12 protein-coding genes are annotated in these 20,154 nt (G+C 65.4%); 6 read left to right on the top strand and 6 right to left on the bottom strand.

Annotated features, from left to right (window positions below):
- Positions 1-39 precede the first annotated feature (39 nt).
- Positions 40-867, top strand: coding sequence for a flagellin N-terminal helical domain-containing protein (locus tag AC07NV_RS06400; protein ID WP_495165507.1), 828 nt, complete (start codon positions 40-42; stop codon positions 865-867).
- Between the two features lie 126 nt (positions 868-993).
- Here AC07NV_RS06400 and AC07NV_RS06395 read toward each other — a convergent pair whose 3' ends face one another.
- The 6 genes from AC07NV_RS06395 to AC07NV_RS06370 form a co-directional block, all read right to left on the bottom strand.
- Positions 994-4,272, bottom strand: a complete 3,279-nt coding sequence (locus AC07NV_RS06395) for an error-prone DNA polymerase (RefSeq protein ID WP_495165506.1) — start codon at positions 4,270-4,272, stop codon at positions 994-996.
- On the bottom strand, positions 4,269-5,831 hold the full coding sequence (locus AC07NV_RS06390) for a Y-family DNA polymerase (protein WP_495165505.1): 1,563 nt from the start codon (positions 5,829-5,831) through the stop codon (positions 4,269-4,271). Before AC07NV_RS06390 ends, AC07NV_RS06395 begins: the two co-directional genes overlap by 4 nt.
- Positions 5,722-6,522 carry an ImuA family protein gene (locus AC07NV_RS06385; protein WP_495165504.1) on the bottom strand — a complete coding sequence of 267 codons (801 nt, stop codon included), beginning with the start codon at positions 6,520-6,522 and terminating at the stop codon, positions 5,722-5,724. Before AC07NV_RS06385 ends, AC07NV_RS06390 begins: the two co-directional genes overlap by 110 nt.
- 200 nt (positions 6,523-6,722) lie before the next feature.
- Positions 6,723-8,129: an efflux transporter outer membrane subunit gene (locus AC07NV_RS06380; RefSeq protein ID WP_495165503.1), complete on the bottom strand. Its 1,407-nt coding sequence runs from the start codon at positions 8,127-8,129 to the stop codon at positions 6,723-6,725.
- The gene (locus AC07NV_RS06375) at positions 8,126-11,326 is read right to left on the bottom strand and encodes an efflux RND transporter permease subunit (RefSeq protein ID WP_495165502.1); all 3,201 of its coding nucleotides are present in this window, start codon (positions 11,324-11,326) and stop codon (positions 8,126-8,128) included. The genes AC07NV_RS06380 and AC07NV_RS06375 overlap by 4 nt, the downstream gene beginning before the upstream one ends.
- 6 nt (positions 11,327-11,332) lie before the next feature.
- On the bottom strand, positions 11,333-12,466 hold the full coding sequence (locus AC07NV_RS06370; RefSeq protein WP_495165501.1) for an efflux RND transporter periplasmic adaptor subunit: 1,134 nt from the start codon (positions 12,464-12,466) through the stop codon (positions 11,333-11,335).
- Between the two features lie 321 nt (positions 12,467-12,787).
- On the opposite strand from AC07NV_RS06370, the gene kduI reads away from it, so the two are divergent.
- From kduI to AC07NV_RS06345, 5 genes are all read left to right on the top strand, one after another.
- A complete protein-coding gene (kduI, locus tag AC07NV_RS06365) occupies positions 12,788-13,624 on the top strand; it encodes a 5-dehydro-4-deoxy-D-glucuronate isomerase (protein WP_495165500.1) in 837 nt (278 codons plus the stop codon).
- Positions 13,625-13,745: 121 nt separating this feature from the next.
- The gene (gene kduD, locus AC07NV_RS06360) at positions 13,746-14,492 is read left to right on the top strand and encodes a 2-dehydro-3-deoxy-D-gluconate 5-dehydrogenase KduD (protein ID WP_495165996.1); all 747 of its coding nucleotides are present in this window, start codon (positions 13,746-13,748) and stop codon (positions 14,490-14,492) included.
- A gap of 9 nt (positions 14,493-14,501) precedes the next feature.
- A complete protein-coding gene (locus tag AC07NV_RS06355; protein ID WP_495165499.1) occupies positions 14,502-15,512 on the top strand; it encodes a sugar kinase in 1,011 nt (336 codons plus the stop codon).
- A 284-nt stretch (positions 15,513-15,796) separates the two neighbouring features.
- The gene (locus AC07NV_RS06350) at positions 15,797-18,409 is read left to right on the top strand and encodes a TonB-dependent receptor (protein WP_495165498.1); all 2,613 of its coding nucleotides are present in this window, start codon (positions 15,797-15,799) and stop codon (positions 18,407-18,409) included.
- A gap of 65 nt (positions 18,410-18,474) precedes the next feature.
- Positions 18,475-20,154 carry a hypothetical protein gene (locus tag AC07NV_RS06345; protein ID WP_495165497.1) on the top strand — a complete coding sequence of 560 codons (1,680 nt, stop codon included), beginning with the start codon at positions 18,475-18,477 and terminating at the stop codon, positions 20,152-20,154.

The raw sequence follows: 20,154 nt of genomic DNA, 5'->3' as shown, positions 1-20,154 counted from the left end.
ACATCATGGGAATGGCCATCGAGGCCGGAAAGGAACAATATGACCGTCATCAACACCAATGTGAGCGCGCTTCGCGCCCAGAATAACTCGCGTGTTGCCAGCCAGGCGCAGTCGCAGGCTATGGAACGCCTGTCGAGCGGCAAGCGCATCAACAGCGCCAAGGACGACGCGGCTGGTCTCGCCATCTCGACCCGCATGAGCTCCAACGCACGCGGCATGACGCAGGCGATCCGTAACGCCAACGACGGCATTTCGCTGGCACAGACCGCCGACAGCGCCGCCGGCAGCATCTCGGACATCCTCGTCCGTATGCGTGATCTGGCGCTTCAGGCTTCGACGGGCACGAACGGCACGACCGATCGCGGCGCGATCCAGACCGAAGTTGCTGCGCTGATTTCGCAGATCGGCGACGTTGCATCGCGTACGACCTTCAACGGCAACACGCTGATCAACGGCGGCACGTCGACCACCGCTGGTTTCGACATCCAGACCGGCCTCAACGCCACCGAAGTCGTGAACATCAAGATCGCGAACCTCAACGCCACGGGTCTGGGCGTGAACGCTCTGGACTTCTCGACCGCTGCCGGCGCCACGGGCGCGCTTGCGACGCTCGACACGGCGCTCCAGACGGTCGCCAGCGAACGTGCGAACCTCGGTGCCCAGCAGAACCGTCTCACCTCGGCTGTCGACAATTTGACGGCGGGTGTCACGAATCTGGCGGAATCGAAGTCGCGCATCGAAGATGCCGATTTCTCGGTGGAATCGACGAACCTCGCGGCTGCCGGCATCCTGGCGCAGGCATCGACCGCGATGCTCGCCCAGGCGAACCAGAGCTCGCAGGGCGTGATGAACCTGCTCCGCGGCTAAACTTCGCGACAAAATTTCAGGCTATATTCGGTTGGTCCCTTAAATAGCCTGATAAGATGCCCCGGCCCCCACAGCCGGGGCATCATCTTTTTTGCGAAGACGCGGCACCGGCCCGCAAACAAAACCTCAATGAAAATCCCGCGACTTGGGCAGGATGCGCACGTCGCGCGGATGACCCTGTTTCGCCGCATAGCCGCGCGGCAGCTGCGGGTGCGCGACCTCGTCGGAATGGCACAGGTCGGGATGCACCGCGCGCCCGTCACCCAGGGTGTCGAGCATCGCAGTGCGATCGACGATCCGCGTCGCCATCAGGTGGATCACGCCTTCCTTGCTCCGCTGCACCTCGCCCTCGGCGAGCATCAGCCGCGACGCCATGACCGCGCGGCGATAGCGTTCGAAATGGCGCGCCCACAGCAGGATATTGACGATCCCGCCCTCATCCTCGAGCGTGATGAAGATCGCATTGCCCTTGCCGGGGCGCTGGCGGATCAGCACGACACCTGCGGTGCGGACGATCGACCCGTTCTTCGCGGCCGCGACCCGGGTCGCGCTCAGCACGCCTTCGCGCTCGAAATCGCGGCGCAGAAACGCCATCGGATGGCCCTTCAGCGACAGCCGCGTCGTCTGATAATCGGTGAGCACATGCTCGACGAGCGGGGTGGGGGGCAGGTTTGCATCGTCTTCGGCACCGAGCTCGTCGGTTCCGGCCGCGCCGAACAGCGGCAGCACGCCTTGTCGGACGCGGCGGGCATCCCACAGCGCGGGGCGGCGTTCGAGTCCCATCGAACGGCAGGCATCGGCCTCGGCAAGCAGACGCAGCGCGCGCGATGGCAGGGTCGCGCGGCGCGCGAGTTCTTCGACACTGCCAAAAGGCGCAGTCCGTGCATCGGCAATCTGTTTCGCCCATTCCTCGCGAAAGCCGTCGACCTGCCGGAACCCGAGCCGGAGTGCGAGGCTGCCGTCATCGCGCCGTTCGAGGCCATTGTCCCAATGGCTGGCATTCACATCGACCTCGCGCACCTCGACCCCATGCTCGCGCGCATCGCGCACCAGCTGGGCCGGGGCATAGAAACCCATCGGTTGCGAATTGAGGATACCGCAGGCGAAAACCGCGGGGTGATGGCATTTCAGCCACGATGATACATAGACGAGCTTGGCGAACGACTGGGCATGGCTTTCGGGAAAGCCATAGCTGCCGAAACCCTCGATCTGTTTGAAGCAGCGGGCTGCAAAATCGGCCTCGTAGCCGCGGCGTATCATGCCGCCGATCATCTTCTCCTTATATTGGTGGATCGTTCCGGCATTTCTGAAGGTCGCCATCGCACGGCGCAGACCATTGGCCTCATCAGGGGTAAATTCAGCGGCGACAATGGCGAGTTTCATCGCCTGCTCCTGAAACAGGGGGACACCGCACGTCCTACGAAGCAGATTGTAAAGTTCTTTGGGATCGTGCGGCGGCGCAGGCGAAGGATAGTCCACAGCTTCTTCGCCACTACGGCGCTTCAAATAGGGATGAACCATATCCCCCTCGATCGGCCCCGGCCGAACGATCGCGACCTGAATGACAAGGTCATAGAATTCTTGCGGACGTAGCCGCGGCAGCATGTTGATCTGCGCGCGGCTCTCGACCTGAAAGACCCCGATGCTGTCGCCCTTGCAGAGCATGTCATAGACAGCCTTGTCTTCCTCCGGGAGCGATTTGAGATTGTGATCGCCCAGATCGTACAGTCGCATCAGGTCGAAACATTTGCGGATGCAGGTCAACATTCCGAGCGCGAGCACATCGACCTTCATCAAGGCGAGTTCGTCTATGTCGTCCTTGTCCCATTCGATGAAGGTGCGGTTCTCCATCGCGGCATTGTGAATGGGCACCGTCTCGTCGAGCCGATCCTCGGTCAGCACATAGCCGCCGACATGCTGCGACAGGTGGCGCGGGAAAGTGAGGAGTTGTGCGACAATCCATTGCAGGCGCGCAATATTGCCCTGCCCGGGGTCGAGTCCCGCTTCGACGAAGCGCTCGATGGGCATCTCGCTGCCCCAGCTGCCCCAGGTCGTGTCGGCGAGCCGCTGCGTGATGTCCTCGCTGAGCCCCAATGCCTTGCCGACCTCGCGCACCGCGCTGCGCGGCCGGTAGTGGATCACCGTCGCGGCGATACCCGCGCGTCGCCGCGTGTAGCGGCGATAGACATATTGCATCACCTCCTCGCGCCGTTCGTGTTCGAAATCGACGTCGATGTCGGGTGGCTCGCGGCGCTCTTCGGACAGGAAGCGCGTGAACAACAGATTGTTCGCGACGGGGTCGATCGAAGTGATCCCAAGCAGATAGCAGACGAGCGAATTCGCCGCCGACCCGCGCCCTTGGCAAAGGATGGGCGGGTCGCGTGTACGCGCATGTTGCACGATGTCGTGGACGGTCAGGAAGTAGCAGGCGAAGTTGCATTTGCGGATGAGGGAGAGTTCCTCAGCGAGCACCTCCTGCCAACGGTCGGGCAATCCGCCCGGATGGAGCTTGTTCGCAGCGTCCCTCACCATATGCTCGAGCCAGCTTTGGGGCTCCCAGCCTTCGGGGACCGGCTCGTGCGGATATTCATACTCCAGGTCTCGCAGCGAAAAACCGATGCGATCGAGTATCTTCGTGCTTTCGTCGACCGCTTCGGGGCATGTCCGGAACAAGCGCCGCATTTCCCGGGACGGCTTCAAGTGGCGTTCGCCATTGGCGCGAAGCAGGCGGCCGGCGTCGTTTAGATTGGTGCCTTCACGGATGCAGGTGATGACGTCATGGAGCGGTCGCTGGTCGCGTGTGGCGTAAAGTGCATCGTTGGTCGCGAGCAGGGGAATACCGACCCGGTCGGCGAGGGCGCTCAATCGGTTGAGCTGGCGGCGGTCACTGCCACCATGGGGCATCGTCGCGCCGAGCCAAAGCGAGCCCGGAGCTGCCTCACCGAGACGGCGCAACACGGCCTCATCCTTTTTGGTCGCCATCGCGATCAGGATCATATCCTCGCAATGGATCAGCAGATTCTTGAGTCTCATCACGCAATCGCCCTTTGTGGTGCGTCGATTGCCGATGGTCAGCATTCGGGTCAGTCGACCCCAGCCATGGCGCGTGGTCGGATAGACGATGATGTCGGGTGTGCCGTCGTCGAAGACCAGCCGGGCACCGACGACGAGCTTTATGTCGGGGAGTTCGATCCCGTCTTCTGCAGCATCCTCGCGTAGCTTGCGTAGCCCGGTCAGTGCCCGCACCACCCCCGCGATGCTGTTGCGGTCGGCAATGCCGATACCCGGCATGCCAAGGGCGATTGCCTCCGCCACCATCTCGGCGGGGTGCGAGGCGCCGCGCAGGAAGCTGTAGTTGGTCGCGGCGACCAGTTCGGCGAAGCCAGCGTCGGCCTCCCCGCTCATGCGAAGACCCCGTGGATATACCAGCGCGGGTCGGGTTTTTCGTCGTAGAGGCCGTGGCGGAAGAGCCAGAAGCGGCGGCCCTGCGCATCCTCGACGCGGTAATAGTCGCGCGTCAGGCCGCCATTGTCGCGGCGGCGCCACCACTCTGCGGCGATGCGTTCGGGGCCTTCGTAGCGGTGGATCGCGTGTGTCGCGCGGCGCCAGCGGAAATGATGCGGCGGACCGTCGGGAACCTCGGCGATCACTTCGATCGGCTGTGGCGGGTCGAACAGGTGGAAGGGGCGCGTGGGCGGTTCGCCTTCTTCGGGCGCGGGCCAGGGCAGCGGCGCGGGCGCCTCGATCGCGGGGAGCTCAAGCTGTGCCTGTTCGGGGATATGGGTGTCGGCGGGACGCAGCCGCCGGACGCGCCCGCGCCCGAGCCGCGTCGTCAGCCGGTCGGTGAGTTCGTCGATCGCCCCTTCCCGACCCGCCGCGCGCACCGCGCCGCCCTCAAGCTTCAATTGCGTCGCGGTCAGCCGTTCGAGCCGCGGCACCGCGAGGCGGATCATGTCGAAGCCGAAACCGGGGTCGAGCGGATCGGCGAGGCTGTCCATACGCTCGGCGAAGAGGCGCATGACCGCGCTCACGTCGCGCGTCGGATGCCCTGTCTCGATCGCGATTGTTCGCGCAAGGCCGTCGCTGCGAAAGAAGGTCGCGCAGAAATGGCGTCCGCCCTTGCCGCGTTCGGCAAGGTCTTCGCCCGCTTCGCCGACGAGTTCGGCGAGGATCTTCGCGGCATGCGCTGTGCTTGCGATGGGCTCGGCAAAGCGGCGTTCGGCGACGACCGGCGGCGGGGCAATGCGCGGGTCGAGCGGGCTGGGCGCATCGCCGAGCAGGCGGCGCAGCGCGGTCGCGGCGTCGGCGCCGAAGCGCGCGGCGATACTCGCCATCGGGCGGCTCGCGAGGTCGCCGATCGTCTTGAGCCCCGCGCGGACGAGCGCGGTCGCCGCCTCGCTTTCGAGTTCGAGCGCCGCGACGGGCAGGCGGCGGATCGCCGACGCTTCGTCGGGGGCGGGGCGCGTCTGGTAGCGCGCCAGCGCCCGCGCGGCGTCGGCGGTAGGGCCGAGCGCGTGGCGTAGCGTCATGCCGAGCCGCGCAAGGCGCCTCTCGACATCGCAGACCAGCTCGGCTTCGCCATCATGGAGATGCTCGGCCCCGGCGATATCGAGGATCAGCCCGTCGGGCGCGTCGAGCGCGACGAGTGGGGTATAGCGCGCGCAGCCCTGCGCGAGCCGGTCGAGCCATCCATGGTCGAGCACCGGATCGTGCGGAACAACCGTGAGTTCACCGACCTGCGCGCGCGCATCGGCGAGCGGCATGCCAATGCGTAGCCCGACGGCCAGCGCAGCGGCATCGACGCTCGCGAGGCGCATCGCGCCGCGCTGCTTCTCGGCAAAGACGAGCGGGGCGTCAGGCGGCCGCGGCGCCGTGCGAAGCCATCGCTCGGCGGGCAGAAAGGGGAAGAAGAGCGCCAGATAGCGTCGTTTCGCCAGGGTTTGGCCCGAAGCATTTTTCGTCATGGTTCCAGTCCAGTCGCCAGCGGGTGCCGGCGGGCCCGCCGCGCCAGCGCAGCAGTTCGAGGTCGAAGGCGGGGGCCCCGGGGGCGTTGGCTTCGAGTTTGCGCGAGGGGGCGGCGGCGACGTTCCAGCGCGTTTCGGCGACGCTCGGCGCCGGAACGGCATTGAGGCGGAGCATCAGCAAGGTCGTCGCTGCATCGCGCGCACCAAGGGCAAGGCGTCGTCCTGCAGTGAGGTCGAACAACGGGAATTTGCCCCAGCTTTCGACAATGACCGCTGCCGATCCCGCGCAGCGTATGGCGTCGTTCGCGCAGGCGAGCAGCATTTTCGGGTCGGCGGTTTCGACGAGGAGCAGCCGGTCGGGGTCGCCGCCGAGTTCGGCGATACCCGGCGCATAGATATGGCCGTTGCGGCGCCCCGCGTCGGCGGTGCGCAGCCAGAGGAGGGGGGCCTTGCCCGGCGTGCGCAGCGCGACCAGTGCCGCGAAGGCCGCGGCGCTGGTCGCATCGAGCGCATCGGCGGTGAAAAATTCATGAATTCGGCCGGTCGCGAGCCCGCCGCCCACCGCCGTGTCGAACATGGCATGGCCGGTCGCCAGCCAGCCGTCGACCGGGCGGCTTTCGAGACCGCCACTGGCGGCCAGCCGGGCGATGCGTTTGCGCAGCCCGGCGAGTATGGGAGACGACTCGCGCATGATATGTTCCTGATTTGTTCTATTAGCGCGCGAGCGGAGGGAATTGTCAAGGAGAGTCGGCTTCTGTGGTCACCCCGGAATTGATCGGGGCATGTCCCTTTCGAACAAGACACCGTCCCCCGGCGAAAGCCGGGGCCCAGACAGGGCCGGGCTACCCCGCATGGGCCCCGGCTTTCGCCGGGGAACACGGCACGAGGAAGTCAGGGTGTCGGCGTCGCCGAACCCGCGGCGCTGTCGCCGCCCAATGCCCGGAACAAGGCGATTCGCGTCTGGACGAGCAGAAGCTGCGTCCCGATCTCGCTCCGCCGCGCCGAATAGAGGCTGCGCTGTGCGTCGAGGCTGGAGAGGAAACTGTCGACCCCGCCCTTGTAACGCGCGTCGGTGAGCGTTGCGGTGTCGGCAGCCGCCTCGGTGTTCGCGGCGGCGGCGCGAACGCGCTCGGCTATCGTCCCCTGCACCGCGAGCGCGTCGGCGACCTCGCGGAACGCCGTCTGGATCGCGCCTTCATAGCCCGCGAGCGCGGCATCGCGCTGCGCCTCGCTGACCGCCACGCCCGCACGGCGGCCGCCGGCGTCGAAAATCGGGGCGGTGGCAGCGCCGCTGGCCGACCAGTTGAAGGCACCGCTGTCGAACAGCCCGGACAGCGCATTGCTGGCGAAACCGAGCAGCCCGGTCAGCGAGATTGACGGGAAGAGCCGCGCGCGCGCGACGCCGATATTGGCGTTGGCGGCGCGCAGGCCATATTCGGCCTCGATCACGTCGGGGCGGCGCAGCAGGATGTCGGAACTGACCCCGGCGGGCAGCGCGACGATCGCGGGCGTGACTTCGGTCAGGCCCGCGGGGAGCAGGGTTCGCTCGATATCGCCGCCAACGAGCAGCCGGATCAGATTCTCATCCTGCGCGAGCGCGGTCTTTTGCTGCGCGATCGAATCCTCGGCGGTTGCGAGAATCTGCTCGGCCTGGCGGAGGTCGGTGCGCGGCGCGACGCCGCCGTCGAGCCGGGCTTTGGTCAGCCGCACGCTTTCGCGCGCATTGGCGGCCGTGTCCGCGGCGATTTTCAACAGGTCGCGGTCGGCGCCATAGGTTGCCCACGCATCGGCGAGATTGGCGATCAGCGCGAGGCGCACGGTGCGCGACGCGGCCTCGGTGCCAAGCGCGCGATTGCGGTCGGCCTCGGTCGCATTGGCAAGCTTGCCGAACAGATCGAGTTCGAACGCCGTGATACCGCCGCGCAGCGAAAAATCGCCCGTGCCGTTGCCGCTCCCGCTATTGTCCGAATAGCCCGCCCCGGCGTTGATCCCGAGTTCGGGAAATTGCCCCGACCGCGTGACGCGAACCTGCGCGCGCGCCGCGGCGACATTGGCATAGGCGACGCGCAGGTCGCGGTTGTTGGCAAGCGCCTGATCGGCCAACGACTGGAGTCGCGGATCGGTGAAGACGCTTTTGTACGACAGGATCGGTAACGCGGCCTCGCTCTGCAAGAGATAGGCGTCGCCGACGGGCCAGCTTTGCGGCACCGGCGCCGCAGGCAGGACCGTCTTCGGGGCCAGCGAGCAGCCGGCGAGCATCAAGGTGCCCGCGAGCAGGAGGGCGCGGGTGCCGATCATGCCGGAACCTCCGCCGGGCCGTCACCCTTGTTCTTGCCCAACCGGGCGCGCACCGCGGCAAGGCCGTCGCGGACGCCGCGGCGGACGAGGACGAAGAAGAGCGGGATGAAGAAGATCGCAAGGAACGCCGCGGTGAGCATCCCGCCGATCACCGAGGTCCCGATCGCGACGCGGCTGTTCGCGCCGGCGCCGGTTGCGATCGCGAGCGGCAGCACGCCGAAGATGAAGGCAAAGCTGGTCATCAGGATCGGACGCAGACGGATGCGCGCCGCGGCGACCGCAGCCTCGATCACGCGCTTGCCCTTGCGTTCCTCCTGCTCGGCGAATTCGATCATCAGGATCGCGTTTTTCGCGGCGAGCCCCATCGTCGTGAGCAAGCCGATCTGGAGATAGACGTCGTTTTCGAGACCGCGCAGGTTCACCGCGAACACCGCGCCGATCAGCCCCAGCGGAATGACGAGCAGCACCGCGAGCGGGATCGACCAGCTTTCATACAGCGCCGCGAGGCACAGGAAGACGACGAGCAAGGACAGGCCATAGAGCAAGGGCGCCTGCCCCGAAGAGAGGCGTTCCTGATAGGAAGAACCCGACCAGGCGACGCTGGTGCCGGGGATTTCATTCGCCATGCGCTCCATCTCGTCCATCGCTTCGCCCGAACTGGTGCCGGGCGACGGCTGGCCGGAGATTTCGAAGGCGGGCACGCCCTGAAAGCGCGAACTGCTGCTCGGCGTCGTCGACCAGCCGGTCTTGGCAAAGGCCGAGAAGGGCGACATGCCGCCGTCGGCCGAACGCACATACCATTGACCAAGGTCTTCGGGCTTCGCGCGATAGGGGGCGTCGCCCTGGACATAGACGCGCTTGACGCGGCCCTTGTCGATGAAGTCGTTGACGTAACGGCCGCCCCACGCGGTCGCGAGGGTCGAGTTCACATCGGCATTGTCGATGCCATAGGCGGTCAGCCGCTGGGTATCGACGTCGATCTTCAGCGTCGCAACATCGGGCAGATCGGACAGGCGCACCGAGGTGAGCTTCGGATTCGCGTTCGCGGCGGCGAGCAATTTTTCGCGGGCTGCGACAAACTCTTCGCGGCTCATGCCGCTGCGGTTCTGGAACTGCATCGTGAAGCCCGCTGAATCACCGAGGCCGCGGACCGCGCCGGGGACAAGCGCGAAGATCTGGGCATCGCGCAGGCCGCTGAGCGCCTTGCGGGCGCGCTCGGCGATCGCATCGGCGGTGTTTTCCTTGCCCGGGCGGTTGTCCCAATGGGTGAGGTTGACGAAACCCTGACCGGTATTCTGTCCCGCCGCCGCGCCGCCGCCGCCGCCGGCGATCAGGAACAGGGCCTGCGTGTTCGCCTTTTCATGAGTGAGCATATATTTTTCGATTTCGTCGCGCACTTCGAGCGTCCGCCCCTGCGTCGCGCCCGCGGGCAGGCGGAACTGGACCTGGACGCGCCCCTGATCCTCGTTGGGCAGGAAGCCGCTCGGCAGGCGCAGGAAGAGGAGGGCGAGCAGGGCGAGCAGGACTGCATAGATGCCGAGGAAGAGCCATTTGCGGTCGACCACCTTGGTGACGCTGCCGACATAACGGTCGACCGTGCGGTCGAACCGGGTGTTGAAACCGGTCTTGGCGCGCTCGAGAAAAGCGTGCGCGCGCGGGAAGCGTCCGCCTGTCGCCGCGGCGTCGTCATGGCTTTTGGGCTTGAGCAAGGTCGAGGTCAGCGCGGGGCTCAGGATCAGCGCGACGAGGACCGACAGCCCCATCGCCGAGACGATGGTGACCGAGAATTGCCGATAGATGACGCCGGTCGATCCGCCGAAGAATGCCATCGGCATGAACACTGCCGACAGCACGAGCGCGATCGCGATCAGCGCGACCTGCAGTTCCTTCATCGACTGGATCGTCGCCTCGCGCGCCGACATGCCGGGATTTTCTTCCATCAATCGCTCGACATTCTCGACCACGACGATCGCGTCGTCGACGAGCAGGCCGATCGCGAGCGTCAGCCCGAACAGCGTGAGCGTGTTGATGCTGAACCCCAGCATATAGAAGATCGCAAAGGTGCCGAGCAGCACGACCGGCACCGCGATCGCGGGGATCAGCACCGCCCGCCAGCTTTGCAGGAAGACGAACATGACGATGATGACGAGCAGGATCGCCTCGAGCAGCGATTTCTGCACTTCGCTGACCGACAGCTTGATGAAAGCGGTCGCATCATTGGCGTAGCTGTAGGTCAGGCCGTCGGGGAAATCGGCGGCGAGTTCCTCCATTCGCGCTTTCACCCGGTCGGCGGTTTCGAGCGCGTCGGACCCCGGCGAGAGCGAGATCGACATGCCCGCGCCGGGGTGCCCGTTGATGCGGCTGACGACGGCATAGCTTTCGGCGCCGATCTCGACGCGCGCGACATCCTTGATCCGCACCGTCGATCCGTCGGCCAGCGTCTTCAGGACGATATTTTCGAACTGTTCGACCGTCTGCAGTCGCGACTGGGCGGTGACCGTCGCGTTGAGCATTTGCCCCTGCGGCGACGGCAGCCCGCCGACCTCGCCCGCCGCGACTTCGCTGTTCTGCGCGGTGATCGCCGAAATCACTTCGCTCGGCATCAGCGACACCGCGGCGAGCCGCTGCGGATTGAGCCAGATGCGCAGCGCGTGCGGGGCGCCGAAGATATTGACCTCGCCGACCCCCTCGATGCGCGACAGCGGGTCCTGGATGTTCGACGCCATATAGTCGGACACATCCTGATTCACGCGTGTGTTGGTCGAATCATAGACGCCGACGAGCAACAGCGTGTCCGAATTGGCCTTGGTGACGCGGATGCCCTGACTCTGCACCTGTTGCGGCAGGCGCGACAAGGCCGACTGGATTTTGTTCTGGACCTGCACCTGCGCGATGTCGGGGTCGGTGCCCTTGGCGAAGATGGCGGTGATATTCGCCTGCCCGCGCGAGCTCGATTGCGAGCTGAAATAGAGCAGGCCATCGATCCCCGTCAGCTGCTGTTCGAGCACCTGCGTGACGCTGTTCTCGATCGTTTCGGCCGATGCGCCCGGATAGGTCGCGCGGATATTGACCTGCGCCGGGGCGATGTCGGGATATTGCTCGATCGGCAGCAGATACAAGGCGCCCGCGCCCCCCAGCATGACGATGATCGCCAGCACCCAGGCGAAGATCGGCCGGTCGATGAAAAGGCGCGACATGGAGCTTTACTTGCCTTTTTCTTGGGCGTTGCCGCCCTTGGCCGCCCCGACCCGTTGCACGCTGTTTGCCGGAACCGGCTTGATCGGCGCGCCTTGCCGCAGATTGCCGATGCCTTGTGTGATCACGCGCTCGCCGGGCTTCAGCCCGTCGGTGACGACCCAGTTCGCGCCGACGGTGCGGTCGGCGACGATCTTGCGCCGTGCCGCCTTATTGTCCTTGCCGACAAGATAGACGAAGGCCGATCCGTCGAAATCGCGCTGCACCGCCGCTTGCGGCAACAGGATCGCCGACGGGTTCACCGCCTGATCGAACAGCGCGGTCACGAACATGCCGGGCAGCAATATCCCCCTGGGATTGGGGAAGCGCGCGCGCAGCGTGACGGTGCCGGTCGCCTCGTTGACCGTGATGTCCGAAAACTGGACCGTGCCGGCAAAGCCATAGGCGCTGCCATCCTCGAGCCGCAGGCGCACGGTCGTGTTCCCGGCCGCGACGCCGCCGCTTTCGATCGCCTGACGCAGCGTGGTGAGTTCGGCGCTCGACTGCTGCATGTCGACATACATCGGGTCGGTCTGCTGGATCACCGCGAGCGGGGTCGCCTGACTGGCGCTGACGAGCGCGCCGGGGGTGGCGAGGCTGCGGCCGATGCGGCCGCTGATCGGCGCGGTGATCGTCGCAAAGCGCAGGTTGATGCGCGCGGTTTCGAGCGCCGCGCCATTCTGTGCGACCGCGGCGCGCGCCATGCGCGCCTGTGCCAGCGCGTCGGTATAATCCTGCTCTGCCACCGCCTGCATCTTTGCCAGCGGCTCAAGCCGCCGCGCGCGTTCCTCGGCCGCCTGCGCGCTCGCGCGGGCACTCGCCAGATTGGCGGCCGCCTGTTCGACCCCCGCCTGATAGAGGCTTGCGTCGATCTGATAGAGCGGCTGGCCGGCGCGCACGAAGCCGCCTTCGGTGAACAGGCGGCGGCGGATCAGGCCGTTCACCTGCGGCCGCACTTCGCTCGTTTCAAAGGCGACCGTGCGCCCGCCAAGCGACGTGGTGACCGGAACCGCCTGCATCGCGACGGCGACATAGCCGACCTCGGGCGCGCCGCGGCCACCCTTTTCCTCTTGCGCCGAGCACGCGGCCAGCAAGAGGGTCATGGCGCACAAGGCTCCGGCGAGGAGCGGCAGCCTGTTTTCGGTCATAGTCGATGGTATCCGTCTCGGTTCGCCGGGGGACGGCGGAATTCGGCCCTATTCAACCCATTGGAATGCCGCTGGCAAGCGCAATAGGGCCGTTGCGACAAATTTAGACAATTTTGCTGTCGCTTGCGACAAAGCGGTACAATCCGGCCGTTCCGCCTCCCTGGAGTTTCAAGCGTGCGGCGCCCGGTCCCGGCGACGCGCGGGCCGCTCATTGACACCGGTTACCTTTGGCGGTAGCAAAGCGCATCAAAATCACTCCCGGGCGAGGACAATCCGATGTTTGCGAAGACCTATCATGCCACCCATCCCGATATGATGGAGTGCGTCGACAATGACGCTTTGCGCGACCGTTATCTGGTTTCGGGCATGTTCGAGGATGGCCGGATCAACCTCAACTATTCGCACAACGAACGCTTCGTGATCGGCGGCGCGGTGCCGAAGGGCGCGGCGCTCAAGCTGCCCGACCAGAGTGTTCCGGCATCGGCGGCGGGGCGCCCCTTCCTCGAGCGCCGCGAAATGGCCGCGGTCAATATCGGCACCGATGGCGCGATCAGCGTCGACGGCCAGCGTTTCGAAATGAAGAACAAGGAATGCCTCTACATCCCGATGGGATCGGCCGACGTGACTTTCGAAGGCGAAGGCGCGCGTTTCTATCTGGCCTCGCTTCCCGCGCATAAAGTCTGCCCGATCAAGCATATCACGCTCGATCAGGCCAACCCGCTGGCGCGCGGCGACCTCGCCAATTCGAACCAGCGGACGATCTACCAGCTCGTCATCCCGGGCGTGTGCGAAAGCGCGCAATTGCTGCTCGGGCTGACGGTGCTCGAGGAAGGCAGCGTCTGGAACACGATGCCGCCGCACCTCCACGACCGGCGCAGCGAAATCTATCTCTATTTCGAGCTGCCCGAAGCGAACGACCGCATCTTCCACTATATGGGCGAGCCCGATTCGATGCGCCACATCGTGATCGCGAACGAAGAAGCGGTGATCAGCCCGCCCTGGTCGATCCACATGGGGTCGGGGACCAAGAAATACGCCTTCATCTGGGCGATGGGCGGCGAGAATCTCGACTATACCGACATGAATGTCCTCGACATCTGCCAGCTGAGGTAAAACCGTCCTGGCCCCCTTCGTCATCCCGGACCTGATCCGGGATCCATTTTCGAAAGGCGTGGCGCGGGATCATGGACCCCGGATCAAGTCCGGAGTGACGAGGGGAGAGACAAAGATAATGATGTTCGACCTGACAGGAAAAGTGGCGCTCGTGACCGGCGCGAACACCGGCATCGGGCAGGGGATTGCGCTCGCGCTTGCCGGGGCGGGGGCGGATATCGCCGCCGCAGGACGTTCTGCCGCCGACGAGACGGTCGGCAAGGTGCGCAAGCTTGGCCGCCGCGGCGAAAATTTCGCCGCCGACCTGTCGAGCGTCGGTGCGGTGCAACCGCTCGTCGACGCGGTGCTTGCCGAATTCGGCCGCATCGACATCCTCGTCAACAACGCCGGGATCATCCGCCGCGCCGATGCGGTCGACTTCACCGAGGCCGATTGGGATGCGGTGATGGACACCAATTTGAAGACGCTCTTCTTCCTGTGTCAGGCGGCCGGACGCCACATGATCGCGCGCGGTTCGGGCAAGATCATCAACATCGTCTCGATGCTGACCTTTCAGGGCGGCATCCGCGTCCCGAGCTATACCGCGTCGAAATCGGGGGTCGGCGGGCTTACCAAACTGCTCGCCAATGAATGGGCGGCGAAGGGGGTGCAGGTCAACGCGATCGCCCCCGGCTATATCGCGACGAACAACACCGCCGCGCTGCAAGGCGACGAGACGCGCAACCGTCAGATCATGGATCGCATTCCCGCGGGCCGCTGGGGCGACCCTGCCGACATCGGCGGCGCCGCGGTCTTCCTCGCGTCATCGGCGTCGGACTATGTGCAGGGCCATATCCTCGCCGTCGACGGCGGCTGGCTCGCGCGCTAGCATCGGCTGATGACCGGCCGTCTTGTCTTTTTCGGGGAACTGCTGATCCGCCTGACCGCGCCGGGCAACGAGCTGCTGATGCAGTCACCATCGCTTGGTGTCCATGTCGGTGGGGCCGAAGCGAATGTTGCGATCGGCCTTGCAAGTCTTGGCCATGATTGCGCGATGGTCAGCAAAATCCCCTCGAATGCGCTGGGCCGCGGCGCGGTGGCGGCGGTGCGCGGCGCCGGCGTCGATTGTGCGGCCGTCACCCATCATCCGGGGCGCATGGGGCTCTATTTCCTCAGCGTCGGTGCCGGGCTGCGCTCGTCCGAAATCGTCTATGACCGCGCGGGATCGAGTTTCGCGGCGAGCGGCGCCGGCGATTATGACTGGGATGCGCTGCTCGACGGGGCGGGCCTGCTCCACCTGTCGGGCATCACCCCCGCGCTCGGGGCGCGCTCGGCGGAAGCGGTGATGACTGCGGCGCAGGCGGCGAAGCGGCTTGGCGTGCCGGTGAGCTTCGACGGCAATTATCGCGCGATGCTGTGGGAGGCGTGGGACAGCGATCCGCGCCAGATTCTCTCCGACCTCATCGCCTCGGCCAATATCCTTTTCGGCAACCACCGCGATCTGTCGCTCGTCCTTGGCCGCGATTTTTCGGGCGAAGGCGAGGATCGACGGCGCGAGGCGGCCGATGCAGGCTTTGCCGCTTTCCCCGACCTCAAATTGATTGCCTCGACCGCGCGCCAGCCCGTTACCGCCGACCATCACCGGATCGCGGCGCGGGTCGACCTGCGCGACTGCGCGCACCAGACCGCGGAAATCGATGTGACGGGTATCGTCGACCGTATCGGCGCGGGCGATGCCTTTGCCGCCGGGGTGCTGCACGCGCATCTGTCGCGCGGCGATGCGCGGGCGATGGCCGAAACCGGCCTCGCGCTCACGGCGCTGAAACATTCGCTGCCCGGCGACGCCAGCCGCTTCGGCACCGCCGACATCGCAGCCTTCCAGTCGGGCGGGCTCGACGTTCGGCGTTGATTGGCGAGGCGTTTTCCCGTGCCGGGAAAGCGTCCCAAGTTGTCGGACAATCGGCGCTTGACATCGGCGGGGCAATGTTGAATGAATATGACACCGGTTACCTAAACCGGACAATGAAAAGATAATCTGAGGGAGAGGGCGCCCCGGCCGGCCGTGAAGCGGCGGCCACCTCGCGAACTCCCGGAAAAATTGCGGCATGGGGCGATTCGATCCCATTGCCTCTGGAAGTAACCGGTGTCATTTCTCGGTAGGGCGAGAAGGCAGCGACAAGAGGGAGGATCAGCATGGCACTTCAAGCAGCGCGGGGCGCATTCGCATTGGCAAGGCTCGCGGGCGGGGCATCGCTCGCGGCACTGGCGATGGCGCCGGCCTATGCGCAGGATGCCGCCGCCGCATCGCCCGGCGACGACGCGATCGTCGTGACCGGCATTCGCGCGTCGCTCGAACGCGCCGCCGACATCAAGCGCGAAGCGTCGCAGGTGATGGACGTCATCACGGCCGAGGATGTCGGCAAGCTTCCCGACGCCAATGTCGCCGAAGCGCTGCAGCGCGTCACCGGGGTCCAGATCACCCGCGTGTTCGGCGAAGGCCAGTCGGTTTCGGTGCGCGGCCTGCAACAGGTTCGTGTCGAAGTCGACGGCCGCACCCTGCTTGGCTGGTCGGCGCGTCTGTCACCGCCTGAAAACGACCAGCTCGGCCGCTCGTCGGGCCTCGACTCGGTCCCCTCCAGCCTGTTCGGCCGCCTCGAAGTGCGCAAGTCGCCGCTCGCCAGCCAGGCCGAAGGCGGCCTCGGCGGCACGGTCAACCTTGTCACGCCCAAGCCGCTGAGCTTCAAGGAGCCGACGATCTCGGTTCGCGCACAAGGCGTCTATTCGGAAAATTCGGACAAGTTCGAACCCGCGATCACCGGCTTTGCGACGACCAAATTTGCCGACGGGCGCATCGGCGTCATGATCGCGGGCGAATATCAGAAGCGCACGTCGATGACGCAGACGTTCGAGCGCAACAATTTCCTCAACCGCACCTATACCGGCACCGGCGGCGGTGTGGTTCCGACCCCGGTGCTGCTGCAATATGAACAGTTCACGGTCGACCGTTCGCGCCTCGGCCTCAACGGCGCGATCCAGTTCGAGGTGACCCCCGAATTCACCCTGACTGCCGACGCGCTTTATTCGAAACTCAAGACCGGGCGCCGTCAGGACTTCTTCGCGTTCCGCCTGCCGACGGGGAGCAACCCGGTCACCAACCGCGTCGTCGAGGACGGCATGGTCGTCGCGGGCAACGCCAATGGCACCGTCACCACCGCGGGGCAGATCCGCAACGAGCCGACCGAAAGCTTCCTCTATGGGCTCAACGGCAAATATCAGAGCGGCGGGCTGACGATCGAGGCCGACGGCTATTACAGCAAGGGCACGATCGATCAGACGATCCAGATCATCACCTTGCAGGGCACCGCGCTGGTCCCGGGTGCGTTCGATTTCCGCGACACCACCATTCCGTCGCTGACGCTGAGCGGGCCGTTCAATCCGACCAGCTACGCCTCGTACAACCCCGCAACGAACGGGGTGCGCAGCAACCGGCTGATCGGTCTGCTCGACGAATATACGGGGAAGCTCGACGTCAGCTATGAGACCGGCGGGGGCGTCACCATCGCGGCGGGGGTGCGCTACACCGACCTGCACGCGCGGTCGAACGCGTTCCGCAGCCAGGTCACGCCGACGCGCGCCGAGCTCGAACCCTATCTCAAGCTGGTGAACACAGGGGATTTCCTCTCCGATATTCCGGGCACCTTCCCGCGCAGCTTCCTCAGCACCGCGCCGACGTTCGACTATGTCTTCACGCGCGCGCAGGCCGCCGAACCCAACCCGAATGCGAACGGCCGCTCGACCTTGCTGCCCAATCTGCAGCGCGACTATGACTTCAGCGAAAAGACCCTCGCCGGCTATCTGATGGTTTCGGGCGAGGGCGAGATCGCCGGCATTCCGTACAAGGCCAACGCCGGGGTCCGCATCGCGTCGACACGGCTGTCGGTCGATAGCTATGTCAACGTCGGCACCGTCAGCCGGCTGGTCACCGACAAGAACCGCTACACCAATGTGCTGCCCAGCGCGAACATCGCCTTCAACGTCACCGACGATTTCCTGATCCGCGTTTCGGGGTCGCAGACGATGCAGCGCGCGTCGATCGCCGACCTTGCGCCGTCGACCTTTTTCAACGCGACGAACCTGTCGGTCACCGGCGGCAATGTGAATCTGAAGCCGCCGGTCTCGACGCAGGCCGACATCAGCTTCGAATATTATATGGGCAAGACGTCGCTGATCTCGGGCGCCGTCTTCTACAAGGATGTGAAGGATTTCATCGCCAGCTTCGTGACCACGGGGGTCGACACCAATCTCGACCCGCAAGGCCGCGAACTGACCTTCTCACGCCCCGAAAATCTGGCGAGCGCGAAGATCAAGGGCTTCGAAATCGGGATCCAGCAGTTCGCCGATTTCCTGCCTTCGCCGTTCGACGGCTTCGGTGTGATCGCCAACTACACCTATTCGGATTCAGAGGATAATGCCGGCTTCCCGTTGGTCGCGGTGTCGAAGAACAGCTACAACCTCGTCGGCCTCTATGAAAAAGGCCCCTTCTCGGCGCGGCTTGCCTATAATTATCGCGACGAGGCGGTGTTCGAATTTTCCGAAGGGCGTCCGAGCTTCGTCGGCGCGCGCTCGCAGCTCGATGCGCAGATCGGGGTCGACATCACCAAGAATATCGCATTGTCGCTGCAGGCGCAGAATCTGATGCCCAAGAAATCGGCGACGAGCGAGTATAGCAATTTCAACACGACCGCGCTCAACAGCTATGCCTTGTCCGAACGGCGTTTCTCGGTCGGCGCGCGCGCGAAATTCTGATCCACTGGCATGGCGGCGTCGCTCGCGGCGCCGCCATGATCCGGGGTCGCAGGAAGTGGAATGGGATGACGATGACGAGCCGGTGCATGGGCCTTGTTTCCGGATGGGCGCTGGGCGCGGCGCTGGTTTGCCCGGCGCTCGCGCAGCCGGCAAAACTGCCCGCGATTCTCGCCGACCGCGCAGTGGCGAGCGCCAACCCGCTGCCCGATTTCAGCTATGCGGGCTATGGTTTCGGCCTTGCGCCGCTTCCGGCCGATGCGGGGACGGTCATCGATGTGACCGACCATGGCGCGATCCCCGACGACGGGCTCGACGATAGCAAGGCGGTGCTGCGCGCGCTCGCCGCCGCCAATGCGGTGAAGGGCCGGGTCACGCTGCGCTTCCCCAAGGGGCGCACGCAAATCACCGAAGTGCTGCGGATCACGCGCAGCGACATCATTCTCGACGGTGCGGGCAACGGTCCCGGCGGCAGCGAGCTGTGGTTCCCGCGTCCGCTGAAGCTCATCGACAACAGCCACGACTATGACGAGCTGCGCGAATATCTGGTGCGCGAGAAGAAGCAGCAGGTCGAGCCCGAGCATAATATCGATTATCTGTTCACTGAATATAGTTGGGCCGGCGGGATGATCCTCGTCGGACCCGAAAAGAACCGGCCCGTCTCCTATGACGGCCGCAAGGATGTGCGCGACCCGGTGCTGGCGAGCGGGGTGTCGGGCAAGCAGTTCGAGCGCACGCTGACCGTCGACAATGCGGCGAAGCTGCACGTCGGCGACGTGGTGCAGGTGCAATGGTTTTCGGTCGACGGGCCGAAGAGCCAGATATTGAAGTCGCTCTATGGCGACACCGACCTGCCGATCGGCTCGCACCACTGGACTTCGCCGAACCGCCCGGTCGTCGTGCAGGCGACGCGCGTCGCGGCGATCCGCGGCAAGAGCGTGACGCTTGGCGATCCGCTGCTTCACGATGTCCGCGCCGACCAGCCCGCGGTGCTCGCCGACTGGAAGCATCTGTCGAACGTGGGCATCCAGAATCTGCGGCTGCAGTTTCCCGAAGCGCCGGCGTTCGGCCATCATCTCGAACAGGGTTACAACGGCATCTATATGACCGGCGTGTTCGACGGCTGGGTCAGGAAACTCACGATCGACCGTTCGGACAGCGGCATCCTCACCGACAATGCCGCGAGCCTGACGATCGCCGACGTCACCACGACCGGCGACCGCCGCGCGCATTATTCGGTGCATGTCGGCGCGGTGCATAATGTGCTGGTCAAGGACCTGAAAGTCGAAAACCCCGTCGTCCATCCGGTGAGCATCAACACGCGCTCGACACGGTCGGTCTTCCTGCGTTCGGTGGTCGACAAGGATGCGATCATCGATCAGCACAGCGGCTCGAATCACCAGAATCTGTTCGACCAGATCGTGATGCATATCGACCCCAAACAGGTGAAGGGCGCGTGGCAATATCAGCTGTGGGTGGGCGGCGGCGCGCCTTACTGGAAGCCGGGGCACGGGCTCTACAACACGTTGTGGAATGCCAGGCTGGTGATGCCCGACAGCGTGCCGGCGGACGCGACGGTTACGATCACAAGCGGGCTCGAAGGTCCGGGCGAGCGGATCGTCGGGCTCCACGCCAACCGCAAGATCGCGGTCCGCTACAACCCCGCGCCCTATATCGAGGGGACGGGTGAGGCGGTGACCGCGGCGCCCTCGCTCTACGAATATCAGCTCGCGCGCCGGCGCCGCTGA

The sequence above is a fragment of the Sphingopyxis sp. GW821-FHT10B01 genome, assembly GCF_059415685.1.
Note: the sequence above shows the minus strand (reverse complement) of the source record. Positions and strands in the feature narration are given on the sequence as shown.